Origin of the sequence: Nocardia harenae NBRC 108248 (assembly GCF_001612885.1) — a bacterium.
In the GTDB taxonomy this organism is placed as follows: Bacteria; Actinomycetota; Actinomycetes; order Mycobacteriales; family Mycobacteriaceae; genus Nocardia; species Nocardia harenae.
On sequence record NZ_BDBH01000011.1, the window covers coordinates 47,330 to 72,809 of the forward strand.

Sequence of the window (25,480 nt, forward strand, 5' to 3'; positions counted from 1 at the left end):
ACTCGCTCATGCCACCCGCTCCACCAGCAGTGCGATCCCCTGCCCGCCGCCGATGGCACAGGCGGCGAGGCCGAGGTCGGGGCCGTTCGGGCGCAGCATGCGGCTCGCGAGCCGCACCAGCAGCACGGCGCCGGAGGCGCCCCACGGGTGGCCCATGGCGATGGCGCCGCCCTCCGGGCAGATCCGCTCCTCGTCCAGCCCGAGTTCGTCGGCGACCGCGAGCACCACCGACGCGAAGGCCTCGGTGATCTCCACGACGCCGATCCGTTCGACGCCGACGCCGGTGCGGCGCAGCAGCTTCCGGATGGCGGGGACCGGGCCGAGCCCGGGCAGCGCCGGGTCCGAGCCCGCGACAGCGGCGCCGCGCACCCGCAGCGCGGGCAGCCCGGCGGCGTGCTTCTCGTCGAGCACGGCGAGTGCGGCGGCGCCGTCGGAGATGCCGCAGGAATTGCCCGCGGTGGCGGTGCCCTCGGGGCCGAAGCTGGGGCGCAACCTGGCCAGCCGCGCCGCGGTCAGCCCGGCGCGAATGCGCTCGTCCCGCTCGACCCCGGCGACCGGGACGATCTCGGCGCCGAAGTCGGCGGCGGCGGCGCGGGTGTGCGAGCGCAGGGCGTAGGCGTCCTGCCGCTCCCGGGAGATGCCGCGGGCCGCGGCGAGCGCGTCGGCGGCCGGGCCCATGTCCGGGTCGGGGAAGCCGGGCGGGGCGAACGGGGCGCGGGTGTAGCGGACCGGCTCGGCACCCGGCCAGAACCGCAGCGGCGCGGTGCTCGCCGACTCGACGCCGCCCGCCAGGATCAGGGTGTCGACGCCGGATTCCACGCGCAGCGCGGCCTGCGCGACGGCGTCCAGCCCGGAGCCGCACTGCCGGTCGACGGTGACGCCGGGGACGGCGGTGCCGAGCCCGGCCGCGAGCGCCGCGATGCGCGCCGGGTCGCCGCCGGGGCCGAGGCAGTTGCCGAGCACCACGTCGTCGATCTCGGCGGTGATCCCGGCCGCGCGCACCGTCGCCGCGATCTCGCGCAGCACCGGCGCGGCCAGCTCGGTGACGGTGCTCGTGGCGAACCCGTGCCCGGCATTGCCGATCGGGGTGCGCCGGGGGGCGACCAGGACAGCGCTCATACCAGCAAGTCTCTCAGCGCGCCGCGCGCCACCTTGCCCGCGGCCGTGCGCGGGAGGCGCCGCATCGGTATCCAGCGGCGCGGGATCGCCTCGCGGCTCAGCATCGTGCGGGCGCGGGCCCGGACCGCGGTCAGCTCGGCATCCGGATCGAGCTCGACGGCCGCCGTCACGACGGCGCCGAATACCGTGTGCGGCGCGCCGAGTACCGCCACCGCGCGCACGCCGGGCACCGCGGCCAGCGTCCGCTCGACGTCCTCGGCGACCACGAGGGTGCCGCCCACATTGATCGCGCAGTCCCCGCGGCCACGCACCCGGAGCGAGCCGTCCGCTCCCAGCTCGGCCAGGTCGCCGACGCCGGACCACTCCGGCGCGCCGAGCACCGCGTACGGGGTCCGGACGAACAGCAGCCCGTTCCTGGTCTGCGCTTGCACGCCCGCGAACAATCGCAAAGGTTCCACCGAGACGTCCCCTCGCACCGCGACCCGCGATTTCCCAGCCGCGGCTTCGCCTGCGCCCTGCACCTCGGCAGCATCGAGTTCACCGCCGACCCGGCGCGCTGCGACCAGCGAGACCTCGGCGGAGCCGTAGTACTCGATCACCGTGAGGTGGGCGGCCACCGCCAGCGCGCCGGGGTCCGGCGCGATCCCCGCGAGCACCGCGGTGCGCAGCCGCGGTGCCGCGCGCACGACCTCGCGCAGGACGGCGGGCACCGCGTGCACCGCGGTCGCGCGCTCCGGCTCGTCGGTGACGCAGGCGCCCGCCCACAGCGCGTGCAGCGCCCCGAAGAGGTGCATGGTGGCGTGCAGCGGGCCGGTGATCAGCACCCGGTCGGCCGCGGTGATGCCGGTGCGGGCGGAGAATGCGGGGAAGCTGTCGTACCAGGAGGCGGCGGTGCGGGCCAGGGCCCGCGGGCGTCCGGTCGACCCCGAGGTCGCGACCAGCAGGAACGCCTCCGCCGGGATCCCGGCCCGCTCCGGCCGCGCCTCCGGGTTCTCGACCCGGACCGGAATCCCGCGCCGTGCGGCCGCGCAGACGGCAACCAGTGCCTCGGCCAACCCGAGTTCCGAGGCGTCGTAGCAGTCGAGGTCGCGGTGCCGCGAATTCCACTCGCCGATGGCGTGCTCCAGATCGCGGTAAGTCCACCGCCGCCCTGCCGCGTGTAGCGCCGCATCGTTCGGGGCGCCTCCGAGCACGCCCCCCGTGCCCGAGTCGGCTCGAACCACCCCGGCACCCGGCCGCACGCCGTCCAGCACCACACCGGCGACGTCCGATACCGCCCCGCCCGCCACGCCGGAGACCCGCCGCCCGGCGCCCTCACCCACGAATCAACCCGGGATACGCCCGATGCACACCCTTCGCCACCACCGCCGCCACCACGACCTTGGCGATATCCCCCGGCAGCAACGGCCCGTTGCTGGTGATCGCCGCCCACACCCCGAGATCGGTCCGCACCAGCAACCCGAGCGTCCCGAACAGGTAGATGACCCCGATCCCCCCGAGCGCGTTGATCAGCAACCCGAGCGCGATCGGATACTTCGGCAGGATCCGCGCGGTGAGCAGCCCGATCACGAACACCCCCGGCACCCACCCGATGAGATACCCCGCGCTCGGCCCGGCCAGCGCGGTGAGCCCGGTGCGCCCGCCGGAGAGCAGCGGCAGCCCGATCATGGTCAGCGCCAGGAACACCAGCACCGCGGCGGTGCCATTGCGCCACCCGAGCACCGCCCCCGCCAGCATCACTCCGAGCGTCTGCAGCGTGATCGGCACCCCGCTGAACCCGACCGTGATCGCCCCCGGCAGCCCGAGCGCGGCGATGAGCGCCGCGAACACCGCGATCCGCGCCATGTCCCGCGCGGGCACCCGAAGCCTCGGCCTGCGGGAATCCTCGACACCCTCCACGGCGCACACACCCTTCACACCCTGACTTGAACGACGTTCAAGGTAGCAGCTCAGCTGCGGCGGGCGTAGTGCCGGGCCGCCCGCGACCCCGGCGCGGCGGGCGCATCGCAGCAACGGCACAGCCACCCGGCGCCGGGCCGCCGATGCCGACCGAGCCGGTCCACAGCAACTGCGACGCGGGCGCTAACGTCGACATCCTGTTCTCGGAACGAAGGAGAAGACGGTGCCCACAGCCTATTTCGGCCGCGCCGACGAGCCGGGCAGCTTATTCGAGCCGAGCGCGGATCTGCTGGTGGTGCGCGCCGCGTCCGGTCCGGGGGTGCCCCGGCAGCGCGGTTCGGTCCCGCTGCCCCTACGTGACGTGCTCGCGGGCGCGGTCCTGGTGCAGACCCATCCGGAGGTGGGCGTCGAGGTGTACCGGGTGCCACCGGGGCAGCCGATCGCCGAGCGGATCCGGGCGCTGGATGCCGCGCCGGAGATCCGGTTCGCCGGACACGTGCTCGTCGAGCCGGCCACGAACGAACCGGTGCTCTACACCGAGAACCTCTTCGTCAAGTTCGCCGACGACGCCGACCCGGCCCGGTGTCGCGCCGTGCTCACCGAGGCCGGGCTGACCATCAAGGAGCAGGTCGGCTACGCCGCCAACGCCTACTTCACCGCCGCCCCGGAGCGCACCGGGCAGCGCGTCTTCACCATCGCCGCCGAACTCCTCGCCCGCGCGGACGTCGAGTACAGCCACCCGGAGCTGATCCGCCGCCGGGCCCGCAAGACCATCGCCCCGCAGCAGTGGCACCTGCGTGCCACCACGGTCGGCGGCAGGCCGGTGAACGCGCACGCGAATGTCGAAGCGGCGCATGCGATCACCCGCGGCAGGGGCAGCACCGTCGCGGTGATCGACGACGGCATCGATATCGACCACCCGGAGTTCGCCGGGCCGGGCAAGGTGGTCGCCCCGCGCGACGTCACCGCGGGCACCGGCGACCCGCGCCCCAAGGACCAGAACGGCACCGGCCCGGACTACGGCGACAACCACGGCACCGCCTGCGCCGGGGTCGCCGTCGCCACTGGCAGCGCGGGCGCCTCGGGGGTGGCGCCGGAGGCCGCCCTGCTGCCGATCCGGCTCGCCTCCGGACTCGGCTCGCAGGCGGAGGCCCGCGCCTTCCAGTGGGCCGCCGACCACGGCGCCGACGTCATCTCGTGCAGCTGGGGCCCGGCGGACGGCGCCTGGTACCGCCCCGCCGACCCGGCCCACCAGCGCGTCGTCCCGATCCCGGCGAGCACCAGACTCGCACTGGAGTACGCGGCGAACAGCGGCCGGAACGGCCGCGGCTGCGTGATCGTCTTCGCCGCGGGCAATGGCAACGAGCCCGCCGACAACGACGGCTACGCCAGCCATCCCGCCGTGCTCGCGGTGGCCGCCTGCAACGACACCGGCACCCGGAGCGTCTACAGCGACACCGGCGCCGCGGTGGCGGTCGCGTTCCCCAGCAACGACTTCGAGCACGCCCCCTTCCGGCACCCGGCACCGCTCACCCCGGGCATCTGGACCGTCGACCGGCGCGGCCGCAGCGGCTACAACCCGGGCGACCCGGCGCTCGGCGACGCGAACGGCGACTACACGGCCGAGTTCGGCGGCACCTCCAGCGCCGCACCAGGCGTCGCGGGCACCGCCGCCCTGGTCCTGGCCGTGAACCCGGCGCTGACCCGCGTCCAGGTGCGGGAGATACTGCAGCGCACCGCCGATCGCATCGACGAGGCGAACGGCAACTACGACGCCACCGGCCACAGCCCCTGGTACGGCCACGGCCGGGTGAACGCCCGCGCCGCCGTCGACGCGGCCCGCGGCTGAATCCCGCTCCCGCCCGGCCCCATGCCGATACCGGTTCCGGCGTCGGGGAATTCGTAGCCGAACGCCGCCTCGTCGGGGCGGAAGCGGAACGAGGCCGCCTCCAGCACGAAGCAGCGCACGAAGGCCGGGACGGCGTGCGGGATCAGGTCGACCATCGCTACTCCTCGACCCCGCCCGCCAGCAGCGCCACCATGCGGCCGAGCAGCTCGGTGGCGAGCGCGTGCGCGCCGTCGCCGTCGGCCGCGGCGATCCGGCGGGCCAGCTCGGCGTGCGCGTCCCGGTCCACGGACTCCGCGAAGAGCCCGAGCTGGTCGATGACCGGCCGGCCGATCGCGCCGAACGCCGCGATCAGGGTGTTCAGCCCGAGCCGGTAGGCGATATTGCCGGAGCCGACGATCACGGCGGTCCAGAAGTCCAGATCGGCCGCGGTGACGTCGACCGGGCGGTCGGTGGCGGCGGGGTAGCGCTCGGCGGCCACGGTCACGGCGGCGCGCTGCGCCGCGGTGGCGCGCTCGGCACAGCGCCGGGCGGCGTCGGCCGCGACGCTGCGGCGCAGCTCGGCGATATCGCGCAGCATCCGCACCGGCGGCACCGCGCCGGTCTCGGCCAGCGCGGAGAGCGCGTCCAGCCCGGCGCTCGCCCGCCAGTCCAGCACCCTGGTCCTGCCGCCCTGCGCGATCCGCACCAGTCCGGCCTGCCGCACCCCCTTGAGCGCCTCGCGCACCGCGTGCCGATTCACCCCGAACCGCTCGGCCAGCTCCCGCTCGCCGGGCAGCGCATCGCCCGGCGCCGGCCGCCCGGCCAGGATCTCGGTGACGAGCTGCCCGAAGACCTCGTCGGAGACCGAGGCGCGGGTGATCGGGGTGATGTCCATGCCCCACGCTCCCGCGTTCCCGCCACCTGGTCAACTGGTTGGACCAGTTGTCGCGGGTGGCACTCCAACCGGACACTCGCCACCCGGCGCTCGCAGGAATGCGAGGATGTCCGCATGTCTGCCGCGGGCCGATGGCGTTATCCGACCGCACTCACCGCTGTCGGTGACGACCCCGGGCTGTCCGACGGAATCGCTTGGGTCGCCCGCAGATCCCGCTTCGGCGGCACGCCGCTGGTCTACGCACCCGGCCGGTCGAATGTGGACGACAACCCCTGGCTGCGCGAGTTCGTCGACGAGGTCAGGGCGCTGGTGGCGACCTGGCGCAGGCCGGCGACGACCTGGCGCGGCGGGCCGGTGCTCGCGGCCTGGCCCACCCCGGAGGAGCTGACCCGGATCGCCGACGACCGCCGCACCACCGCGCTCTGCGTGGTGCCGAACAGCCTGGACGAGGTCGCGGCCTGGGCGCAGGCCGCGCAGCCGCGGCTGCTCGGCCCCGCGGTGCCGCCGCCGGGCGCCGCCCGGCTCGACCCGGTGGTGGCCGAGGCGCTGACCACGCTCTCCGGACTGGTCGACCCGGCCTCGAATCTCACTGCGCCGCAGGATCGCAGGGACGCCGCCGCGGTGCTGAGCATCGCGCACGCGAACGGCCACTGCTTCACCGGCGAGGACGTCTACGCCTGGACCCTGGCCAACGGCTGGCCCGCGCGCGCCGCGACCCGGCTGGCCGCGCTCGCCGCGCACGTCGCCACCGGCCAGCACCCGCCGCTGCCGACCAGCACCTTCGCCACCGACATCCTGGACGTCTGGCGCCAGCGCGCGACCCCCGCCGAGCCACGGAAGTAATTCGGTATTCTGCCCGTACATCCTGGTCTATGCCGCTTTACTCTCCAGCTTCAACGAGAGTAGGGTTCGCCCCAGCCTATTGATGTGAGTCATGATTCACATACTGCCGGGAGTTCGCATGGATCTCACCGCACGTCAGCGCGCAGCCCTCACGCTGATCTGCGACACGTTCGCACCGGGGGACGGCAGCGCCCTGCCCTCCGCCTCCGAGCTCGGCGTGCCCGACGTCGTCCTGCGGCTGCTCGCCCGCAATCCGCGCGCCGCGGAGGGCAGGCAGCTCGCCGCCCTGCTCGGGATCTGGGACTCCCCGCTGCTGGCGCTGCTCACCGGCGGCGCGCCCGGCCGCTTCTCGGCGCGCACGCGGGCCGAGCGGGAGCGGCTGCTGCTCGGGCTCGGCAACTCCCGGCTCGCCCCCAAGCGCGCGATCTTCCAGGCGCTCAAGCAGGCCGCGCTGCTCTCGTACTACACCACCCCCGGCCCGCACGGCGACAACCCGCTGTGGAAGGCGATGGGGTATCCGGCCGCGCCGGGCCCGCTGGAGACGGCGCCGCGGCCCGCGCTGAAACCACTGCGGCCGAGCGGTTCCGAGGCGCTCGAGTGCGATGTGGTCGTGGTCGGCTCCGGCGCGGGTGGCGGCGCGGCCGCGGCCAGGCTGGCCGCCGCCGGGCTGGACGTGGTGGTGCTGGAGCGCGGCGAGTACTACGACGACGCCGATTTCGGCACCGGCGAGCTCGACGCGCTGACCCGGCTCTACTCCCCCGGCCCGCAGGCCACCACCGAGGGCCAGCTGACCCTGGTGGCCGGGAGCTGCCTCGGCGGTGGCACCGTCGTGAACTGGAGCACCGCGCTGCGCACCCCCGACCCGGTGCGCGCGGAGTGGGCGGCGCTCGGCGCGGAGCAATTCGCCGGCGAGGAGTACGGCGCCGCCATGGACGAGGTGGTGCGCCGGATCGCCGTCACCGCGGAGCGCTCTCCGCTCTCGGCCCGGGACGGCGTGCTAGCGCGCGGCGTCACCGCGCTCGGCTGGGAGCTGGACACGCTGCCGCGCAATGTCACCGATGCCTGCGACGCGGGCACCGAGTGCGGCCGCTGCGGCTACGGCTGCCGGATCGGCGCCAAGCAGTCGGCGACCAAGACCTGGCTGCGCGATGCCGCCGAGCGCGGCGCCCGGCTGGTGGTCGGCGCCGACGTGCGCCGGGTGGAGGTGCGCGCGGGCCGGGCCACCGGCGTCACCGCGCGCACCGCGGCGGGCGCCGAGTTCACCGTGCGGGCCAGGGCGGTGGTGGTCGCCGCGGGCGCCGTCCAGACCCCCGCGCTGCTGCGCCGCTCCGGGCTGCGGAACAAGAACATCGGCGACTACCTGCGGCTGCACCCGGCCTCGGCGGTCTTCGGCGCCTTCGACGAGGAGATCAGGCCGTGGGAGGGCGGGCTGCAGACCCGGATCTGCAGGCAGCACGCGGATCTGGACGGCGCCGGGTACGGCGTCATCTACGAGACCGGCCCGATGCACCCGGGCATGCTGGTCGGCTTCATGAACTGGCTCGGCGCCGACGCGCACCGGGACGCCATGCTGAATCTCGCCGGCACCGCCGCCATCGGCGTGATCACCAGGGACCGCGACCACGGGCGGGTGACCGTCGACAGAGCGGGCGAGGCGATCGTGCACTACACGCTCTCCGCCAGGGACCGCGCGCACCTGCACCGCGGCATCATCGGCGCCGCCGAGATCCTGGAGGCGGCGGGCGCGCGGGCGATCAACTCCGGGCACCAGTCCGGCGCCTCCTACGAGCCGGGGCGGCGCGGCGACCACGCCGGCTTCGCGGCCCGCTGCGCGAGCGCCGGGTACGGCCCCGGCCAGTGCGCCATGGCGGCGCTGCACATCATGGGCTCGGCGCGGATGGGCGGCAGCGCCGAGCACTCCGCGCTGAATCCGGACGGCGCCACCTGGGAGGTGCCGAACCTGGTGGTGGCCGATGCCTCCTGCTTCCCCACCGCGTCCGGGGTGAACCCGATGGTCTCGATCGAGGCGATCGGGTGGATGAACGCAGGCAGGCTGGCGGCCACGCTCGGCTAGGCCCCGGCCGAGGTGCCGCCGGGGCTCGACCCCCGCCGGCTCAGTCCCGGCCGCTCACCGCCGGGGTCGCCACCCCGACCCGCAGGTGCACCCGGTCCTGGAAGAAGGCGACGTGCCCGCGCAGCCGCGCCACCTGCGGCGCCGGGTCCTCGTAGCTCCACACGATCGCCTCGCCGCCGTCGCCGTCGAAGCGCCAGTAGGTGGCGGCGCCCTTGAAGGGGCAGGTGCTCGCGCGCGACTCGTCGGCGACCAGCTGCACCCGGACGTCGGCGCGCGGCAGGTAGAAGACCAGCCCGTGGTCCTGCTCGTCCACCAGCAGCGCGCGGATGCTCTCCGCGACCAGCCGCTCGTCGTGGTGCACGGTGATCAGGTTGCGGCGGGCGTGGATGTCGACCCGGTAGTCGGGGCGGGTCAGGAAGCCGGGGTGATCGGTCATCGCTATTCCCTTCTCACAGCCGGGCTTCCGCCGGGATGGCGGTGTCGTCCCCGCGCAGCGGGCGGATCATGGCCTCCTGGGTGAAGGAGGCGACGAGCCGCCCGTCCTCGGTGTGCACCAGCCCGCGCACACAGGACATGCCCGCACCGACCTGGATGCTCTCGTGTGAATACAGTAACCACCCGTCCCACCCGGCGGGCTCGTGGAAGCGCACCGCCACCGTCATCGGCGCGGTGGAGAGGGTGTGGTGCGCCTGCGCGGTGCCGACCCCTGCGTGCGCGCGCAGCGTGGCGGCGACCGAGAGGTGGCCGGTGAAGTGCGCGAGCAGCGCCTTGGCCAGGTCGTCACGGTCCGGGATCGGGTCGTAGCGCAGCCAGGCGTGCAGCTCCGGCGGGCCGACCTCGTCCGGGTCGTTCACATCCGCCACACCGACGATGCGCAGGTCACGGCCGGTCAGCGGCATATCGGCGGAGACGGCCTCCGCCGGACCGGGCACCTCGGGGCGCGGCACGTGGTGCCGCACGACGTCGGCCGTCGGGGTGTCGGCGAGCACCGAGACGGTGGCGCAGCGCCGCCCGCCCTGCTCCACCCCGACCACCGCGCTCGCCATGGAGCGGCCGCGGTGCGTCTCCTCCACCACGAACTCCACCGGCCGCTCAGGATCCACCGCGCGCGAGAAGGTGGCGTGCCCGGAGCGGATCACCTTGTCCCCGAACGTCTTCGCTGCCGCGACCAGCGCCTGGGCCAGCAACTGGGTGCCGTCGACCACCCGGCGCGAGCCGCCGTCGCTGCCCCCGGAGAAGCGGCGGGCGCCCACGGGCTCGACGTCGAAGATCTCCAGCATGCGCCGGACCGACGACTCCGTCACTCCGCACCTCCTCCACTCCGGCAACAGTGTAGTTCAGTTTCGGAAATCAGATTCTCTTCCTTTTCGACACCAACTGACATTATGCTCGGAGCCACACCGACCCCGGAAGGAGACGCAGATGACCGAGGACCCGAAGACCGAAGCCCTGGTCGAGGAGGACGTGCTGGTCGAGGAGGTCTCGATCGATGGCATGTGCGGTGTCTACTGATCGACCGCCGTTCGACCCGGCCCGGGCCTACGCACTGGCACCGTCGGTGTCGGTGCGGCCCGAGCCGTTCGGCGCGCTGCTCTACGACTACGGCACCCGCAGGCTCTCGTTCCTGAAGACGCCGCTGCTGGTGGCGGTGGTCCGCGCGCTCGCGGAGCAGCCCGACGCGGCCAGCGCGCTCACCGCGGCGGGGGTGCCCGCCCCTTCGCACGACCACTATCTGCGAGCGCTCGCGGGCCTCGCCGACGCCGGGACCATCCAGGAGCGACCATGAAACTCGTCGAGCACTTCGAACACGGCCTGGACGCCCCCATCTGCCTCACCTGGGAGCTCACCTACGCCTGCAACCTCGCCTGCGAGCACTGCCTCTCCTCCTCCGGCAGGCGCGATCCGCGCGAGCTGAGCACCGCCGAGTGCAAGGCGGTGATCGACGAGTTGCAGCGCATGCAGGTCTTCTACGTCAATATGGGCGGCGGCGAGCCCACCGTGCGGCCCGATTTCTGGGAGCTGCTCGACTACTCCGTCGATCACGGCGTCGGGGTGAAGTTCTCCACCAACGGGGTGCGGCTGAACGCGGCGCGGGCCAAGCAGCTCGCGGCGACCGACTACGTCGACGTGCAGATCTCCATGGACGGTGCCACCGCCGAGGTCAACGACGCGGTGCGCGGGCCGGGGTCGTTCGACATGGCGTACCGGGCGATGGGAAATCTCGCCGATGCCGGGTTCGAGAACTTCAAGATCTCCGTGGTGATGACCAGGCACAATGTCGCGCAGCTGGACGAGTTCAAGGCGATCGCCGACCGCTTCGGGGCGCAGTTGCGGATCACCCGGCTGCGGCCGTCCGGGCGCGGTGCCGACGTGTGGCCGGAGCTGCATCCGACCACCGATCAGCAGCTGGCCATCTACGACTGGCTGGTCGCCAATGGCGAGAAGGTGCTCACCGGTGATTCGTTCTTCCACCTGAACGCGCTCGGCTCCACCCCGCTGCCCGGGTTGAACCTGTGCGGCGCGGGGCGCGTGGTGTGCCTCATCGACCCGGTCGGCGACGTGTACGCCTGCCCCTTCGCCATCCACGACGAATTCCTCGCGGGCAATGTTCGCGATCCGGGCGGGTTCGAGTCCGTCTGGCGCCGCTCCGAGCTCTTCACCCGGCTGCGCGAGCCGCAGACCGGCGGGGCCTGCGTCTCCTGCTCGGCATACGACTCGTGCAAGGGCGGGTGCATGGCGGCGAAGTTCTTCACCGGAATGCCGCTGGACGGGCCGGATCCGGAGTGCGTGCGCGGGAATGCGGAGCTGGTGACGGTGGGGGCCGCGCCGAAGCCGGACAAGGATCACTCGCGGCGCGGGCGCAAGGCGACGGTCGGGCTCGGGTTGCCGACCGTTCAGCGGCCCGCGGCGACCACTGCCGGTAGGGCCTGCGATACCAGCCCCCTGGCCGATCTCGGACGTTAAAGGCTACCGAGGAGAGAGGAGTGACCTTGCAAAGGTCATTCCTCCCCATCGGCGTCGTCGGCATCAGCGGCGCGGAGTGGCGGTGTACCGCTGCGGACAGCTTGCAACGCGTACCGCTCCGGGATTATCGGGGCGTGCCGCGTCTCCCACCAAGGGACGGTTCGCACCAGTACGGGCTTGCTACCGGACGGGAAGATCACCACTCGCCCACGAGGAAGCCCCATGAAATCCGCCAGAGTGAAACGGCTTCGCATACCGAGGTCCGGCCCGAGTTCGCCGTTCGAGGTAGGAACCTCGTCGCGACCGGAATCGTCAGTGGTTGCACGCAACCGCTCGCGCAAGAACTCCACATTATCGAGACCGCCGCCAACCACACGAAGGTCCGCCGCCGCCCAGAGAGCGGTCATCCCATTCTCGCCCCAGCAGAGCTTCCCTTGCTCCCACGAATCGAGCAAGGTGATCACCACTACGCCGCGTAAACCGACTCTGCGATATACCTGCGGCAGGTCGCGCCAGCGGACGACATGGGCCGCCTCGTCGAACACCGCAATCACCGGAACCCGCAGACGCCCTCGATTTGTCCCGGCGGCGCGCGCCAATGCAGCGTCCACCACAGCCTCCGCCAAAGCACTGACCAGTGGTGCCGCACTTCCTCGGCCTTCTAGCGACAGCGCATACAACGTGCCGTTGTATGCGATCAACGAATCCAAGTCCAGTGCTACACGATCCGACCGAACCTCCACCCAGTCATAGATACTTGATAACTGGAGACAACGAGCCATTCGCTTCGCAGCCCCGAAAATTCGGTTTCGGGTCCGTACATCCGTGTTATAGATAGCTCGCAGCCCCGATGCAGCAGGCAATCCTCCGTGGTGCATGGATGGAAATACCTGTACAGGGCTATCGTCCAGTGAATCCGCAAGCCACTCCCATACCGCCCGAATTGAATAATCGGACAACGCGGCAGCGAGGATCAGCCCCGCCAGCAGGTCCTCTCCCTCAGCGTTGAAAGATCCATCCGCTGCCTCGTCACGACCATCCACACTATTGGCGAAGTGTGCCGCCAATTTGGCCGCGCGGAGTTCCGCAGTAGCCAACGAGAGCGGCTCCTCACCGCGTACCCAACTGATCGGACTCCAATACCACGAAGGGATCTCACCGACCACGCCTTGCGGATCGAAGACGAAGACCGGACTTCCTGCCTCTTGCCTGAACTCTCGAGTAGCCTCAACCACGTCTGCCTGACTGGAGGCAACAAACACGGCGCCAGGGGCGTCGAGAACCGTGGGTATTACACGAGCAGAAGTCTTGCCATGACGCAAACCCCAAATGTCCAGATGAGTTTGCTCGTAAGAGCCATACATCAACATTCCACCGGAAACGGAGATTCCGATTCGCACTCCCGGCTCACAGTCCTTGGTCAAATTCAGACCAAGTTCGTTTGCCCTGGTGATCGCTGTGGCTTCCGTCAGCGGCGCAAGTTCACCACTGGTCGCCAGCGCATCCGCTTTGGCATCAATCGGCAACCACCCCGCGGATGCTCTCGTAGCGGTGTTACGCGAGAAAACAAACTGAGCCGCTCGGTCGAAGACCTGACACGCCGGGGCAGGTTTTCCGTCCCTGACTAGGAGATCTGCAGTACGCTCGAAAATATGACCGAGAGTCAACCCGGGAGATCTATTGGGTGCCCCACGCTCCACTACATCGATGAGGTACTTAGTGAAGTAGGTCTGCGGCTGCAGATTATCCCCTGCGACCTGATACCAAGCAGTGGAGTACGGACCACTAGCCATCATCAAGTGGGTCCCCGGCGGAGGGCTAGCAATTTCCAGCACCCCCGAGAGCCGGCTCGCACTGTCAACTGCCATTCCCGCAAAGCAGCAATCGACAATTGCTATTTTAATGACGGCTTTACTCATACGGAAGGCATTTCTGACGTCTTCAAAAGTCAGGCTTGTTGTTCTTCGTCTTGCCGGCTTGGTACTCGTATCGCACAGGGCCAGACAAAGATTATCATCGGGATCCAACTGCCCATGACCAACGAAGTAGAAGAGTGCTACGTCGGTAGCGGCCTCGAACTTTTCAACCAGGAGATCTGGAAGATCCCCGGCGACACGATGATTGAACGAGACCTGAACGCGGTCGGCCGGCCAACCGCACAGCGGCCCAGTCAGCACGCTTCGCATTCGCTCCAAACTGTTTCTTGCAGCAGGGACCGGCGCGAGTTGCCGATAGTCAGAGGCGCCGATTAGAATCGCTTGCGACCGCGAAAAATCGCCGTCAATCGCGTCGGCCATCTAGAAATTTCTCGATTAAATCGTCTGCGCCCGCCAGATTCTTTACATTTAAGGTAAGTTGACGGTGCTCGTCGACATTCGAGTCTAATCGAATAGTCAAAGAGACATCCGAACGGCGGGACCTGATGAACTCAGGCAGGGCCCTCAGTGCGACACCAATTACAGCGACAGTTCCGGCAGCAATTTCGATATGATCTACGGCTCCGAGGTGACCCGCGCCGACGTCGCCATGCACCCTATCGACGGACACATTCCCCACTGACTGAACGTATTTCTTGAGAGATAACAGCTCGCTCGGCTCTGAGATCAAGATGCGACAAGCCACAGTGTCCCTTTCAGTCATAAAGCTAATTTCAATTATTCTGTCAAAAACGAAAGGTCAAAATTCGGCGTTTTGACCGGCAGCGGGCTCAGTTGATCGCTGTGCCCCTTCGTCACGCTACAGTATTTGAAAGGACCCCGCCGGTCGAGCAGCTCTCTCATATTTGGATCGACAAAATCGAGCAACCACGTACTCATTCCGGCGGAGCCTGTCTTCCGGTAGTACTCCCACGAGCGCCACAAAGAGTCGACCCGAACGTAGGCTTCGGCGTGCATCCACCAGCGCGGGCACCAAACTGTGTCGTTCAATCCATACACTTGCCTTCGATACATCGGAGCGAAATATTGTTCGAAGAAGTCAAGAGCTTTTGGATATTCGAGTTCTTCATTGTGCGGTTCGCGAGCCAGATCGGGAGTTGACTGAAAAACCTCGCGGTAGTCATCCATCGGAAGCGGCTGAAGCTTCTCCTCGTGCCCCTTTCTTACACTGCAGTACCGAAATGGACCTCGCTGGTCGATCAACCTATTCAAGTGGGGATCCGCATGGTCCAGTAACCATACCGACATTCCGGTAGCACTATCTAACCGAAAGTGCTCCCATGCACGCCATGCCGACTCCAGACGCAACGTAGCTTCTTGGTGTCTCCACCATTCCGGACACCAAACAGCATCACTTCTGTCGAATACTTGTCGCTGATAAACAATCGAGAAATATTCCGCTACAAATTCCGAAACGCTCGAATAGAAGCACGGCGATCCGGCCGTTTCGCCACTCTCACTGCGATACCCTGCCGGCGGCAAGGTGACCGGCAAGGGGGTCAGCGTGTACTGGTGACCGCTCCGAACACTGCAGTAGCGAAATGGGCCTTCCTGGTCGGTCAGGATTGCCATATGAGGTGCTGCGTGATCGAGAAGCCAGACACCCATCCCGGTCTCACTGTTCAGGCGATAGTGCTCCCATGCCCGCCAGAGGGCATCAAGCCGCGCAAATGCTTCTGCGTGCTTATACCATTCGGGACACCATACCGTGTCGTTCAAATCGGTGACCTGGCGTCGATAAACAATGGTGAAATAGTTTTCAACAAATTCCACAACCGTTGGATAGACCGTCGGCTCTTGAAGCACGTCATCCCCCAACCGGCGAGCTACGAAACCGAGCAGACTGTGACGATACCACCCTGGGCCTGTCTCAGCACGACGTTGATCTAAATCCCGCACAGTCAACTCAGTGCGGGAGCATCTCCGTTCACACCGCGGCCGTGCCGGCGAGATCCATCTGCTGGTACTGCTTTCCGTCCAGCCCGAGGTAGTTCCCGGTGTGCGGGTCGTACTGTGCCGTCCCGAACGACCCGGGCGCGGGCCGTAGCACGAGTCCGGCTGGATGCCCTGCGCCTCCGGGTTGGGGTCCCGGGGGTAGGAGCCGAGCAGCGGCTGCTCGTTGGCGAGCGGGACGAATCCCTCTTCGCTGTGGCAGAGCGCGGCGGTCTGGGCGCGCTCGCGCGCAGTCATCCATCGGGGTGCCGTGCTCAAGGCTCAGGTGCAGCTCGGCTCGCACGAGCTGCGTGTAGTGGTCGGTGCACCTGCGTGCCGAGCTGCAGTGGGGGCCACTCAGGGCTCGCAGGTGCGCCACATCGGCTCCGGTGTGCCGCAGGAGCATCTCGATATCGCCGTCGGCGAGCGGGGTGAGGCGGTCCATCGATCGCACGGCACCGATGACACCCCCGCCCGCAACGGCATACTCAGGACATTCCGGGCATGATCCGGATCACCCTTGACTGTGCCGCTACGGCACACCCGAGACTGGCCGCACCGACCGACCCGAGGAGGACAGCATGGGGTGGAGCACCAGGCAGCTCGCCGAGCTCGCCGGCACCAGCCTGCGCACGGTGCGGCACTACCACGACGTCGGGCTGCTGCCCGAGCCCGAGCGCGGCAGCAACAACTACAAGCACTACGGCGTGCGGCACCTGGTGCGGCTGCTGCAGATCAAGCGCCTCACCGACCTGGGCTTCTCGCTGCCGCAGATCGCCGAGATGGGCGATGCCGACGACCATCCCGAGGCGGCGCTGCGCGCACTGGACAAGGAGCTGGAGGCGACCATCGAGAGGTTGCAGCGGGCCAGGGTGGAGCTCGGCCTGCTGCTCCGGCACGCCCCGCCCACCGACCTGCCGCCGGAGCTGGCGCTGGCCGCCGCCGACGCCAACCTCTCCGGCGCCGACCGGGGCCTGGTGACGGTGATGAGCAGGCTGCTCACCGGCGACCAGCTCGACTCCTACGCCGAGCTGCTCCGGGCGGGCGACTCCACCGAGGTCGACCGCGAGTTCGACGACCTGCCCGCCGACGCCGACGCCGAGACCACGCGGGACCTGGCCGAACGCATGCTCCCGCGGATTCGCGAGGTGCTCGCCGAGCACCCGGACCTCCGCGATCTCGATCTGCCCCCGCAGCGCGCCGCGCAGACCATCGGCGTCGCGCTGCGCGATCTCTACAACCCGGCCCAGCTCCAGGTCATGCGGCACATCGGCCTCGGCCTGCAGAGCGACTGAATCCAACGAGGGGACACCCATGCGCAGCTTCGCCCGGATCGCGGCACTGGCCGCGGCGATCCCGCTGGCACTCGGCCTCGCCGGTTGCGGCGGCGAGCCGGACCTCGGCCGCTTCTACGACCAGGACCTCACCTTCGGCCCGTGCACCGGCTACGCCACCACCGCCGCCGACGACCAGGCCATCACCGGCAATCCCGCACTCCGGTGCGCCCGCCTCGAGGTCCCGCTCGACCACGCCGACCCGGACGGCCGCACCCTGAGCATCGCGGTGCTGAAGGCCCCCGCCCGCGGCGAGCGAATCGGTTCACTGCTGCTCAACCCCGGCGGCCCCGGCGGCCCCGGCATGAGCATGGCCGCGGTCGGCGCGCAGACCCTGGCGCAGAGCCCGGTCACCGAGCGCTTCGACCTCATCGGCTTCGACCCGCGCGGCGTCGGTGCCTCCACCCCCGCGGTGGACTGCTTCACCGACGCCGAGATCGACGCGGGCCAGGCGACCACCTCGGTCCTCATCGGCCCGAAGAAGCTCACCGCCGACGACACCCGCCGCCTGGTCGAGCGCTGCGCCGAAGGCTCCGGCGGGATGGAGGTCCTGGCGCACGTCGGGACCAGGGATGCGGTGCGCGACATGGACATCCTGCGCGCGGCGCTCGGCGACGAGAAGCTGAGCTTCCTCGGCCAGAGCTACGGCACCCGGCTCGGCGCGGTCTACGCCGAGACCTTCCCGGAGCGGGTGCGCGCGGTCGTCCTGGACAGCGCCATCGACCCGCGGCTCGGCACCGACGAGCGCCGGATCACCCAGTACACCGGCTTCCAGCGCTCCTTCGAGGCCATGGCCGCCGCCTGCGCCGCCACCCCGGACTGCCCGCTCGGCCCCGACCCCGCCCGCGCCACCACCGTCTTCCAGGAGCTGACCCGCCCGCTGCTCGACCGACCGGTCACCATCGCCGACGGCAGGCCGCTGGAGTACGACGGCGCCACCGGCAGCGTGATCGCCGGACTCTACGACGCCAGGGCGTGGCCGGTGATCTGGAAGGGCATCGCCGAACTCCGCGAGGGCCGCGGCGACACGCTGGCCGCCATCGGCGACGCCTTCGGCGGCCGCGGCGCCGACGGCCGCTACGGCAACTTCACCGAGGCGCTCTTCGCCATCAACTGCCTGGACGAGCAGCGCCACACCCCCGAGCAGGAGGTCGAGCTGAAGGGGCGGATCCAGCAGGTAGCTCCCTTCCTGGACACCGGTCTCGGCCCCGACGGCGCCCGCGACCCGTGCGAATCCTGGCCCGCCGAGCCCACTCTCGGCTACCCGTACGCCACCGGCATCGACGGCCTCCCGCCCACCCTCACCATCGGCGTCACCGGCGACCCCTCCACCCCCTACCCGGGCAGCGTCGGCCTGGCCGAGACCCTCGGCGGCGCCCTGCTCACCGTCGACGGCGAGCAGCACACGGTCGCGCTCGGCGGCACCAGCCCCTGCGTCAACGACGCGGTGGCCCGCTACCTGATCGACCTCGAGACCCCGGAGCCCGGCGCCCGCTGCGCGCTATGACGCCGGGCGCGCCGCGGCGGCCAGGAATGCCCGCGCCACCGGGTGCAGGCAGTTCGCGCGGTCCGGCGTCGACCAGTACGCGGAGTGCGCCCGCGCGGTGACCAGCAGCCGCGCGGGCCCCACCGCCTCCCCGGTGTACCGGATGGACTCGGCGCGAACGCCGTTCAGCTCGAACGATCCGGCCCCCGCGCCCGCGTCGTCGGCGTCCCGCAGATTGGAGGCGAGGATGTCGGCCTCGTTGAAGATATTGCACCAGGAGACATCCGGTTTCCTCGCGGTCCGGCCCGCGAGGAAGGACGGCGCGTACAGCCGCACGATGTCCAGCGGGCTGCCGACGGTCCAGATCTGCTGGACCGAGTCCATGGCCGCGTGGCCGTGCAGGTCGGTCGCTCTCGGCAGCACCGCGTCCAGCACGACGAGGCTGCCGAAACAGTAGCCGAGCAGGTGCACCGGCCCGGTCCAGCCATTGCGGCGGAGCTGGACGACGGCCGAGTCGAGGCGCTGGGTGATGGTGCTCGCCACGCTGTCGTCGTTGTGCGCGTAGCGGATGAAGCGGTCGGCGACGGCGGCCAGCGCGAGAATCCGGCGCCGGACACCCGCCCAGGTGAGCGCCGAGGCGGTGGTCGCCACCCCGAAGGTCGCGGTGGCGTTCTGCTCCTCGGTGCCGAGCCACATCCAGAGCGGCAGGTCGAGGCCGAGCGTGGCGAGCAGCGCGTACCCGGCGATCAGCACGCCGAAGCCGAGGCTGCCGACGGCGGCCATCCCCGCGGCCAGTTGCACCTTCGTGCGCAGCCCCTTCGCCGGGCGGCGCCACGCCCGCGCCAGGTGAACCAGGCCGCGAACCGCCAGCACCACCGACTTCACCATCCCGCCGACCACCGACGGCGTCGCCGGCGCGGTCGAGGGATCGAGCGCGTTCCGGTAGTCGTACTCGAAAACCTGGAGTATCGGCCGGTTCTCGCCGTCGACGACGGTCGGCGCGACCGTGAGCGCGGGCGGGGCGGGCACCTCCGCCGCCGAGACCGCCGTGAAGACGCGGCAGGCGTCGGCCTGCGTCATCTCCTCGGCGAGCACCGCGGCCAGCGCCTCCGCCGTATTCGCGCTCCCCGCACCCAATCCCGGGGCGAAGATCAGCACCGGAGCCGCCTTCACCCCGCCCACTTCGACCGCCATGCGCCGCCCCCACTTCGTTCGCACCCCGGCTACGGCCGGGCTCCGAAGCCTACGCGAGTCAGCGGTGAAGGTGGGCAACGTCTCCCACCCGCACAGCGGGATTCTCTCGTGACTCGGCGAGAACGCGAGGCCCCGGCGAGCCAGGGCCTCGGGAGCGGGGAGCTCAGCGCGCGGCGATACCGTGCGCGCAGAAGCGCCAGACCTCGTCGGCGGTGATCGGGTCGGGATCGCCGTCGGTATCCGAGGGCTGGGCGATGAACATGACCGTCTGCATGGTCAGCGCGGCCAGCCGGCGCGGGTTGCCGTCGGGCACCAGCGCACCCGCCTCCTGCACCTCGACGAGCAGGTCGGAGAAGAGCGTGAAGAGCGCTGTGTGCGCCGAGCGCACCGCCTGCGGGTGCGAGCCGATGAGCTGCGGCGCGAACTCGGTGAAGAGCGGGCGCCGCGCCTCCGGGTCGGGGCGGCAGAGCTGGAAGAGCAGCTCGACCGCGGTGCGCAGCTTCGCCACCGGGTCGTCGGCGGCGCCGGTGGCGGCCCTGATCTGCGCGGCGGTGCGGCCGACCGCGTCCTCGTAGAGCGCGAGCAGCAGCTCGTGCTTGCCGTCGAACTGCAGGTAGAAGCTGCGCAGCGACTGCCGAGAGCGGTCGACCACCTCCTGCACCGTGAAATCGGTGCTCCCCTTCTCGGTGATGATGGCCTGCGCGGCGTCCAGGAACTTCTGCACCCGGTCGCCCGCCCGCCGCGTCGCGGTACGCAGCGACCGCTCCACGGCACGCTGCTTCCAGGCGGGCTGCTGCTCCTCGCTGGTGTGCATCAGGGCATCCTACTCGGCGCGGTAGCGCATTGTACGGCGGCGCGCAGTGGCGCACAACACGTGTGCGCCGCCACCAGGCGGAGCATGGAGACCCCGAAGGCGGCGGCCTGATGACACGCCGCATCCCGGTCACCGGCGAAGAACGCGACCGGCTGATCCAGCCCGGAATCGGATTCCATCCCACGCCGCTGACCCGCGCGGCATAATCGGGACCGGCTGTCGGGCAACGGCATCGGGGGAGCATGGTTTCACGCAGGGCGGTGTTGCGGGCGGGTGCGCTGCTCCCGCTGGCGGCGGGGTGCGGGACGGGTCCGTTCGGCGGGCCGGGGGCGGTGCGGATCGCGGTGGCGTGGAGCGGGGGTGAGCTGGCCGCTTTCCGTTCCGTGCTCGACGCTTTGGAGCTGAACACCGTCGAGGTGGTGCCGCTGGGCGACGATATCGACACCGCGTTCGGGTCGTCGGGGCGCGAGGCGCCGGACATCGTGATGATGCCGCAGATCGGGCAGGTGCAGACGCTCGCCGCGCGCGGGAGGTTGCGGGAGTCGTCCGATCAGGTGTGGCAGGGAGCGCCCTACGAGAAGTACTGGGAGCGGCTGCTCTTCCACGATGGCAAGCCCTACGGCGCGCCGTTCAAGGTGACGGCCAAGTCGCTGGTGTGGTTCGACCGGGAGGGGATGGCGACGTACGGGCTCGGCGATCCGGCCGGGTGGAGCGTGCGGGACTGGGTGGCGGCGGCCGGGGAGCTCTCCGGTGGGCCGGTGCGCTTTCTCGCGCCCGCGGGTGCCGATGGGTGGTCCTTGACGGACAGTTTCGAGAACATGCTGCTCGCCGAGGCACCCGGCGACTATGCCGAGCTGGCCGAGAGCACATCGCCGCGACGCTGGGATCGACGCGGGGTGCGGGCCGCACTGTCGAACCTCGGCGCGCTGTGGGGTGTTCGTGCGGAGCGCGGGATCGGTTACGCGCTGACCAGGCAGTTCCCCGATGCGGTCCGGGAGGTGTTCGACCGCCGCACCGCGCTCATGGTGGTGATGCCCGACTTCGCCGAGCCCATCGTGCGGCGCTGCCTGCGGCACGCGAGACGCGCCGACGAGGTCGTGGGAACCACCTGGTTCCCGCCTGCTCCCGGCGGGGTCCGGCCGCACATCGTCGGGGGTGATGTCGCGGTGGTGACCGCGCGGGCGAGCGATACGGCGACGGAGGTGGTCGCGGCGCTCGCCGGGAACAAGGCGGCGAAGCCGTGGATCGAGGGGTACGGCGGGTTCATCGGGCCGCATCGGGACACCGAGGGGGCTTACTCGCGGATGCTCGCGCCGGTGGCCGGGGAGCTGGCCGGGGAACCGGCCGCGGAGCCGGTCTTCGAGCTGTCCGAGCGGATCGGCGCCATGGGCGGGCGGCACGGGTTGTGGCCGGTGCTGACCGGGTTCCTCACCGAGGTCGGGGACGGCGCGAAGCCGGTGGAGTCCGCCGTGGAGCGGGCCGTCGCGGCACTGGACGAGCGGGAACGGCGGCCGCGGTGATGTCGAACTCCTTCATCGATGCGCACGGTGTCCGGTTGGTGCTGACCACCCGGCCCCTGCGTGGCGCGCCGGTGCCGGGGGTGCCGCGGCTGCGTCGGCTCACCCTGCTCTGGGCCGCGCCCGCAGCTGTGCTGGTCACCGCGGGGCTCATCGTCCCCGCCCTGGTCACCGTCGGTTTCGCGGTGGCGACCACGCCCGCTGTCCCGCTCTGGTGTGCGGTGGCTGTCGCGGCGGTGACGGGGGCGGCGGTTTCGGCCCGGCTCTGGCGACACACACACTGGCGGCTCGTGCCGGCGGTGGCCACACCGGGGGTGGTCGCGTGGGCCTGCTACCGGGTCGGGCGCGAGCTGAGCCCGGCCGGGGCGCGGGCCTACCTGTTCACGGGGTGCATGGTGCTGCTCGCCGCGGTGATGGTCGCGGTCGCGCTGACGCTCGCGGTGTGGCTGCGGGGCCGGTGGGACATGTGGCTGCCGCTGGTGGCGCCGTGCGCAGTAGCGGCGCTGGTCTCCGGGGTCGCCTTCCGCTTGATCTTCCAGCGGCTGGCCGACGCGTTCGGCCTGGATTCGCAGCTCGCTGTGTTCTGGTGGTTCTGCCTGCTGCCCCCGGTCGCCTTCGTCTGGACCTGGTTCGGCTTCGCCACCGCGCTGCTGCACGACGGCGTCCGGGCCATCGACGCCGCCCCGGCGCGGGCCGCGCATGTCGACGGTGGCATGTGGTCGGTCCGGCTCCCGCGCACGCTGCACCAGCTGCGACCGGTGATCCTCGTGCTGGCCACCGGCATCGGAGTGGCGGCGGCGCGCATGTTCGACGCGGTGCTCATCGGGGTGCCGTGGCCGCTGCAGGAGTGGAACCAGGGCGCGACGGTGTTCTGGTGGCGGCTGGCCAGCGATCCGGACTCCGGCGTCGGGCCGGAGTCGGTGTACGCGGTTCCGCTCGCCGCGCTGGTCGGGGTGGCGGCCTGGCTCGTTCAGAACGAGACCCGCGGGCGCACCGCTGCCGCCGCGCCGCAGATCCAGCGGATCCGGGCCCGGCCTTCGCTACGGCGAAGCCTCCTCGCGACCGCGGTCTTCCTCGTCTGCTCCTTCCCGATCTCAGTACTGGTCGCCGCGACATTCTGGGGGCCCTACGGTTTCCAGCTCGACGCGGTGACGGGGCTGCTCCGGGACCGAGTACTGCTCGGCTCGCTCGGCAGCACCGGGTGGGTAGCGCTGGCCAGCACGGCACTGGTGGTGACCGCCGCCGTCCCCGCCGCGCTCCGGCTCGCCGCCGCCGACCCCGATCGGGCGCCGACCACGATCACGGTGTCGGGGCTGGTGGTGCTCGCGGTACTGCCGGTGCAGACGTACCTCGGTCCCATCGCCTGGGTCGTCGAGCACGGCGGACTCGCGGGCACCCGCACGCCGCTGATCCTGGTGCACGCCGCCGCGGGCGTGCCGATCGCCGTGCTCGTCCTGCGCGCCGCGCTGCTCGCCGCCCCCGAGGGCGCCGCCGCCCTGCACGGCCTCGCCACCCAGGCCACCGCCGTACGGCGGGTGCTGAGGACGGCATGGCCCGCGCTCGGTGCCGTCGCGGTGCTGCAGTCGGTGCAGGTGTGGAACGACTTCACCATCGGCTTCCTGCTCGGTGGCGCGGGCGGGAGCCCGTGGTCGCTGCTGCTCTGGGGTGAGGCGCGGCAGTTCGAGGAGAACTCGGCCCGGCTCGCCGCGGGGTCGCTGCTCTCCGCGGCCGTTCCGGTGCTCGTCCTGGTACTGACCTGGCGCCGCTGGCTGGTCCCCGGGCTGACCGGGGGTGCGGTGCGATGAGCACGGAACCCGCTGCTCCGCAGCCGAATCCATCGAACCGAGCCCAGCCGGACGCGGCGCCGAGATCGTCCCCGCGCCGGGGCGGGGAGCCACGCTCGACGCTGTTTCGCCTCGCGGTCGGCACCACACCGGTGGTCGCCACGGCACTCACCCTGGAGTTCGGCCGGACCCTGGTGGTCGACTCCCTCGGGGAGACCGACGTGGTCGAGACGCTGGCGAGCTCGCTGCGGGCGATCTGGATTCTGCTCGTCGTCGGCGGGGTGTTCGTTGCCGGGTACCGGTGGTACGCGCGGCGGCACGACGGAGAGCAGCTCGATCGAATCCGCGCCCTGCTCGACTCCCTCGACGAGCCGGAAGCGGAACTGGACGGCCTGGCGCCGCACACCCCCCACCTCGCGCCGCCGATCGACTCGGCGCGCAATCCCGACCAGGCAGCGGTTCTGCAGCGGCTGCCGGTCGGGCGGTACGACGGCGCGATGCTGCTCGCGGTCACAGCGGCACTCGCCGACGCAGAGACATCGCTCCGCGCACCCGGTACGCCGGAACCAGCCTTCGGCACCGCAACCGAACTGTTGGACCAGCTGCTGCACGACCGGATCCTGGCGGTGTGCGGCGCCCACTACCACCCCACCGTCCCGCGGCCGCGCTCGGAGAGCGACGAGGTGCTCACGACAACAGCCTGGGCGGCCGCGCTCCACACGCTCGTGCGCGAGCACGCCGAGCGCGCGAGCACCCGGGCGCTCGCGCTCGGACACCCGGATCACGGAGCGGCGGCCCGAGCCTGGTTCGTCGGCGCCGAGTCCGAACTACGCGAACTGGTCACCGGGGCGTGCTCGAGCGCGCGCCTGCCCAGCGCGGTGCTTCCCGAGCTGATCCGAATCATCGATGCCCTCGACGTGTACTACGGACACGATTCCCGGACCGCTCTCCTGCGCACGCTCATCAACGGGCGCTCCGAGACGGAGAACTACCCGCTGCACCGAGCTCTCCTGACGTTGCGCGCGAATCCGGCGGCCGACGTGCAGGAGAACCAGCGCCCGCTGGCATGGTCCACCGCCGTCGCCGCGCGGCGCCGGCACGGCCGGGCCCTCCACCGCTTCCACAGCGACGGTGACCCGGACAAGGTCGCTCGCCGGCTCGAGCGGGTCTGGCGGCTGCTCCCCCGCGCGGATCTGACCGCCGAGGTCTGTGTCCTGATCAACCTCGCGGTGGTGGAGATCCGCCGCGACAGACTGGAGGCCGCGGGTGATCGCCTCGAACTGGCCCTCGCCCGCACCGAGAACGGCCGTGACCCCGGAGGCCGCGTGCACGCCACCGAGATCCTCGGCATCCTGCACTGGAAGCTCGGTGATCTCGCTGCGGCCCTGCGTTATTGGCGCACCGCCTGGACCGGCTACCTGGCCCTGGCCGACGAGCGCGGCCAGGGCCGCTGCCTGCGCCACCTCGGCTCGGCGCTCCGCGCCAACCCGGCCCTCGGCGGCGTCGCCGTCGCGCCGGAGCCCGGGCAGCCCCTGCACCACGCCCTGGTGCTGCGCCAGGCGGACGGCTGGCTGGCAGCGGCCGATTTCCTCGATCCCGGTAACTCGGCGGCACCGCCGTCCCGGATGGGACCGCCCTGGCCCCCGATGGACCGCCCGCCACTGGAACTTCCCGACCAGCACCTCCGCATCGCCCGGCGCCCGGACAGCGCCTGACCCGCAGCCCCTCGGCACCGCCCGCACTTCCGTTGACAACGCATGAGAATTATATTCTTCAAATGCGGTAGGGTGGATTCTCCAAACGGCCAGAGCTGAACGGAGCTGGACCATGCCGCTTCCGTCACATCCCCGCCCCTCGGCG

Annotated in this window: 25 protein-coding genes; 12 read left to right on the forward strand and 13 right to left on the reverse strand. The window is 70.9% G+C overall.

Annotated elements, in window-relative coordinates:
- Positions 1–6: 6 nt before the first annotated feature.
- The 3 genes from NH2_RS21500 to NH2_RS21510 all read right to left on the reverse strand — a co-directional run bounded on the left by NH2_RS21500 (position 7) and on the right by NH2_RS21510 (position 3,018).
- The gene (locus NH2_RS21500) at positions 7–1,119 is read right to left on the reverse strand and encodes a thiolase family protein (protein WP_067657309.1); all 1,113 of its coding nucleotides are present in this window, start codon (positions 1,117–1,119) and stop codon (positions 7–9) included.
- On the reverse strand, positions 1,116–2,312 hold the full coding sequence (locus NH2_RS21505; RefSeq protein WP_067658171.1) for an AMP-binding protein: 1,197 nt from the start codon (positions 2,310–2,312) through the stop codon (positions 1,116–1,118). The genes NH2_RS21500 and NH2_RS21505 overlap by 4 nt, the downstream gene beginning before the upstream one ends.
- Before the next feature lie 121 nt (positions 2,313–2,433).
- Positions 2,434–3,018, reverse strand: coding sequence for a biotin transporter BioY (locus NH2_RS21510; RefSeq protein WP_174552862.1), 585 nt, complete (start codon positions 3,016–3,018; stop codon positions 2,434–2,436).
- A 223-nt stretch (positions 3,019–3,241) separates the two neighbouring features.
- Between NH2_RS21510 and NH2_RS21515 the strand changes: the two genes are divergently transcribed.
- Positions 3,242–4,867: a S8 family peptidase gene (locus tag NH2_RS21515; RefSeq protein ID WP_067657312.1), complete on the forward strand. Its 1,626-nt coding sequence runs from the start codon at positions 3,242–3,244 to the stop codon at positions 4,865–4,867.
- Here the strand turns inward: NH2_RS21515 and NH2_RS21520 are convergent.
- Both NH2_RS21520 and NH2_RS21525 read right to left on the reverse strand, forming a co-directional pair.
- Positions 4,786–5,022: a hypothetical protein gene (locus NH2_RS21520; protein WP_067657315.1), complete on the reverse strand. Its 237-nt coding sequence runs from the start codon at positions 5,020–5,022 to the stop codon at positions 4,786–4,788. The two genes, NH2_RS21515 and NH2_RS21520, sit on opposite strands and share 82 nt — an antisense overlap.
- A 2-nt stretch (positions 5,023–5,024) precedes the next feature.
- Positions 5,025–5,741 (reverse strand): FadR/GntR family transcriptional regulator, encoded by a 717-nt coding sequence (locus NH2_RS21525; RefSeq protein ID WP_067657318.1) that lies wholly within the window; start codon positions 5,739–5,741, stop codon positions 5,025–5,027.
- Positions 5,742–5,855: 114 nt separating this feature from the next.
- Between NH2_RS21525 and NH2_RS21530 the strand changes: the two genes are divergently transcribed.
- Positions 5,856–6,584: a DUF1889 family protein gene (locus NH2_RS21530; RefSeq protein ID WP_067657321.1), complete on the forward strand. Its 729-nt coding sequence runs from the start codon at positions 5,856–5,858 to the stop codon at positions 6,582–6,584.
- 118 nt (positions 6,585–6,702) lie between these two features.
- A complete protein-coding gene (locus NH2_RS21535) occupies positions 6,703–8,658 on the forward strand; it encodes an FAD-dependent oxidoreductase (RefSeq protein ID WP_067657324.1) in 1,956 nt (651 codons plus the stop codon).
- Between the two features lie 40 nt (positions 8,659–8,698).
- Here the strand turns inward: NH2_RS21535 and NH2_RS21540 are convergent, their stop codons facing one another.
- Positions 8,699–9,094, reverse strand: a complete 396-nt coding sequence (locus NH2_RS21540; protein WP_067657327.1) for a DUF427 domain-containing protein — start codon at positions 9,092–9,094, stop codon at positions 8,699–8,701.
- A gap of 13 nt (positions 9,095–9,107) precedes the next feature.
- A complete protein-coding gene (locus NH2_RS21545) occupies positions 9,108–9,938 on the reverse strand; it encodes an acyl-CoA thioesterase (RefSeq protein ID WP_067658177.1) in 831 nt (276 codons plus the stop codon).
- 142 nt (positions 9,939–10,080) lie between these two features.
- Between NH2_RS21545 and mftA the strand changes: the two genes are divergently transcribed.
- Genes mftA through mftC form a run of 3 tightly spaced genes read left to right on the forward strand, consistent with a single transcriptional unit; the run spans position 10,081 to position 11,622 of the window.
- On the forward strand, positions 10,081–10,170 hold the full coding sequence (gene mftA, locus NH2_RS28960; protein WP_067657330.1) for a mycofactocin precursor MftA: 90 nt from the start codon (positions 10,081–10,083) through the stop codon (positions 10,168–10,170).
- Positions 10,148–10,444 carry a mycofactocin biosynthesis chaperone MftB gene (mftB, locus tag NH2_RS21555; RefSeq protein ID WP_067657333.1) on the forward strand — a complete coding sequence of 99 codons (297 nt, stop codon included), beginning with the start codon at positions 10,148–10,150 and terminating at the stop codon, positions 10,442–10,444. Before mftA ends, mftB begins: the two co-directional genes overlap by 23 nt.
- On the forward strand, positions 10,441–11,622 hold the full coding sequence (gene mftC, locus NH2_RS21560) for a mycofactocin radical SAM maturase (RefSeq protein ID WP_067657336.1): 1,182 nt from the start codon (positions 10,441–10,443) through the stop codon (positions 11,620–11,622). The genes mftB and mftC overlap by 4 nt, the downstream gene beginning before the upstream one ends.
- Before the next feature lie 35 nt (positions 11,623–11,657).
- Here the strand turns inward: mftC and NH2_RS28365 are convergent, their stop codons facing one another.
- From NH2_RS28365 to NH2_RS30225, 4 genes are all read right to left on the reverse strand, one after another.
- Positions 11,658–13,919: a caspase, EACC1-associated type gene (locus NH2_RS28365; RefSeq protein ID WP_084505764.1), complete on the reverse strand. Its 2,262-nt coding sequence runs from the start codon at positions 13,917–13,919 to the stop codon at positions 11,658–11,660.
- Complete coding sequence (locus tag NH2_RS30345; RefSeq protein ID WP_369690057.1) at positions 13,903–14,262, reverse strand: effector-associated constant component EACC1; 360 nt, start codon at positions 14,260–14,262, stop codon at positions 13,903–13,905. Before NH2_RS30345 ends, NH2_RS28365 begins: the two co-directional genes overlap by 17 nt.
- A gap of 14 nt (positions 14,263–14,276) precedes the next feature.
- Positions 14,277–15,365: a DUF4913 domain-containing protein gene (locus NH2_RS29950; RefSeq protein WP_245650706.1), complete on the reverse strand. Its 1,089-nt coding sequence runs from the start codon at positions 15,363–15,365 to the stop codon at positions 14,277–14,279.
- Positions 15,366–15,486: 121 nt separating this feature from the next.
- Positions 15,487–15,609, reverse strand: coding sequence for a hypothetical protein (locus NH2_RS30225; protein WP_281202051.1), 123 nt, complete (start codon positions 15,607–15,609; stop codon positions 15,487–15,489).
- A gap of 153 nt (positions 15,610–15,762) precedes the next feature.
- Here NH2_RS30225 and NH2_RS28965 point away from each other — a divergent pair, with 153 nt between their 5' ends.
- The 3 genes from NH2_RS28965 (at position 15,763) to NH2_RS21575 (ending at position 18,332) form a co-directional block, all read left to right on the forward strand.
- Entirely contained in the window at positions 15,763–15,999 is a 237-nt protein-coding gene (locus NH2_RS28965) for a hypothetical protein (protein ID WP_157103907.1), read from the forward strand.
- 73 nt (positions 16,000–16,072) lie between these two features.
- Positions 16,073–16,786, forward strand: coding sequence for a helix-turn-helix domain-containing protein (locus tag NH2_RS21570; RefSeq protein ID WP_067657342.1), 714 nt, complete (start codon positions 16,073–16,075; stop codon positions 16,784–16,786).
- Between the two features lie 19 nt (positions 16,787–16,805).
- Positions 16,806–18,332: an alpha/beta hydrolase gene (locus tag NH2_RS21575; protein WP_067657345.1), complete on the forward strand. Its 1,527-nt coding sequence runs from the start codon at positions 16,806–16,808 to the stop codon at positions 18,330–18,332.
- Here NH2_RS21575 and NH2_RS21580 read toward each other — a convergent pair.
- Positions 18,327–19,505, reverse strand: coding sequence for a hypothetical protein (locus NH2_RS21580; RefSeq protein ID WP_067657348.1), 1,179 nt, complete (start codon positions 19,503–19,505; stop codon positions 18,327–18,329). The two genes, NH2_RS21575 and NH2_RS21580, sit on opposite strands and share 6 nt — an antisense overlap.
- A gap of 163 nt (positions 19,506–19,668) precedes the next feature.
- The gene (locus tag NH2_RS21585) at positions 19,669–20,319 is read right to left on the reverse strand and encodes a TetR/AcrR family transcriptional regulator (RefSeq protein ID WP_067657351.1); all 651 of its coding nucleotides are present in this window, start codon (positions 20,317–20,319) and stop codon (positions 19,669–19,671) included.
- Positions 20,320–20,561: 242 nt separating this feature from the next.
- On the opposite strand from NH2_RS21585, the gene NH2_RS21590 reads away from it, so the two are divergent.
- From NH2_RS21590 to NH2_RS21600, 3 genes are all read left to right on the forward strand, one after another.
- Positions 20,562–21,839 (forward strand): ABC transporter substrate-binding protein, encoded by a 1,278-nt coding sequence (locus NH2_RS21590; RefSeq protein ID WP_067657354.1) that lies wholly within the window; start codon positions 20,562–20,564, stop codon positions 21,837–21,839.
- Positions 21,839–23,641 carry an ABC transporter permease family protein gene (locus NH2_RS21595; RefSeq protein ID WP_067657357.1) on the forward strand — a complete coding sequence of 601 codons (1,803 nt, stop codon included), beginning with the start codon at positions 21,839–21,841 and terminating at the stop codon, positions 23,639–23,641. The genes NH2_RS21590 and NH2_RS21595 overlap by 1 nt, the downstream gene beginning before the upstream one ends.
- A 131-nt stretch (positions 23,642–23,772) precedes the next feature.
- A complete protein-coding gene (locus tag NH2_RS21600; RefSeq protein WP_067657360.1) occupies positions 23,773–25,335 on the forward strand; it encodes a hypothetical protein in 1,563 nt (520 codons plus the stop codon).
- Positions 25,336–25,480 lie beyond the last annotated feature (145 nt).

Bases quoted from the DNA above. Each gene is read 5' to 3' on its own strand.
- NH2_RS21500 (WP_067657309.1), bottom strand. From the start codon at position 1,119: ATGAGCGCTGTCCTGGTCGCCCCCCGGCGCACCCCGATCGGCAATGCC.
- NH2_RS21520 (WP_067657315.1), bottom strand. From the start codon at position 5,022: ATGGTCGACCTGATCCCGCACGCCGTCCCGGCCTTCGTGCGCTGCTTC.
- NH2_RS21525 (WP_067657318.1), bottom strand. From the start codon at position 5,741: ATGGACATCACCCCGATCACCCGCGCCTCGGTCTCCGACGAGGTCTTC.
- NH2_RS21530 (WP_067657321.1), top strand. From the start codon at position 5,856: ATGTCTGCCGCGGGCCGATGGCGTTATCCGACCGCACTCACCGCTGTC.
- NH2_RS21535 (WP_067657324.1), top strand. From the start codon at position 6,703: ATGGATCTCACCGCACGTCAGCGCGCAGCCCTCACGCTGATCTGCGAC.
- NH2_RS21540 (WP_067657327.1), bottom strand. From the start codon at position 9,094: ATGACCGATCACCCCGGCTTCCTGACCCGCCCCGACTACCGGGTCGAC.
- NH2_RS21545 (WP_067658177.1), bottom strand. From the start codon at position 9,938: ATGCTGGAGATCTTCGACGTCGAGCCCGTGGGCGCCCGCCGCTTCTCC.
- mftA (WP_067657330.1), top strand. From the start codon at position 10,081: ATGACCGAGGACCCGAAGACCGAAGCCCTGGTCGAGGAGGACGTGCTG.
- mftB (WP_067657333.1), top strand. From the start codon at position 10,148: ATGGCATGTGCGGTGTCTACTGATCGACCGCCGTTCGACCCGGCCCGG.
- mftC (WP_067657336.1), top strand. From the start codon at position 10,441: ATGAAACTCGTCGAGCACTTCGAACACGGCCTGGACGCCCCCATCTGC.
- NH2_RS28365 (WP_084505764.1), bottom strand. From the start codon at position 13,919: ATGGCCGACGCGATTGACGGCGATTTTTCGCGGTCGCAAGCGATTCTA.
- NH2_RS30345 (WP_369690057.1), bottom strand. From the start codon at position 14,262: ATGACTGAAAGGGACACTGTGGCTTGTCGCATCTTGATCTCAGAGCCG.
- NH2_RS21570 (WP_067657342.1), top strand. From the start codon at position 16,073: ATGGGGTGGAGCACCAGGCAGCTCGCCGAGCTCGCCGGCACCAGCCTG.
- NH2_RS21575 (WP_067657345.1), top strand. From the start codon at position 16,806: ATGCGCAGCTTCGCCCGGATCGCGGCACTGGCCGCGGCGATCCCGCTG.
- NH2_RS21580 (WP_067657348.1), bottom strand. From the start codon at position 19,505: ATGGCGGTCGAAGTGGGCGGGGTGAAGGCGGCTCCGGTGCTGATCTTC.
- NH2_RS21585 (WP_067657351.1), bottom strand. From the start codon at position 20,319: ATGCACACCAGCGAGGAGCAGCAGCCCGCCTGGAAGCAGCGTGCCGTG.
- NH2_RS21590 (WP_067657354.1), top strand. From the start codon at position 20,562: ATGGTTTCACGCAGGGCGGTGTTGCGGGCGGGTGCGCTGCTCCCGCTG.
- NH2_RS21595 (WP_067657357.1), top strand. From the start codon at position 21,839: ATGTCGAACTCCTTCATCGATGCGCACGGTGTCCGGTTGGTGCTGACC.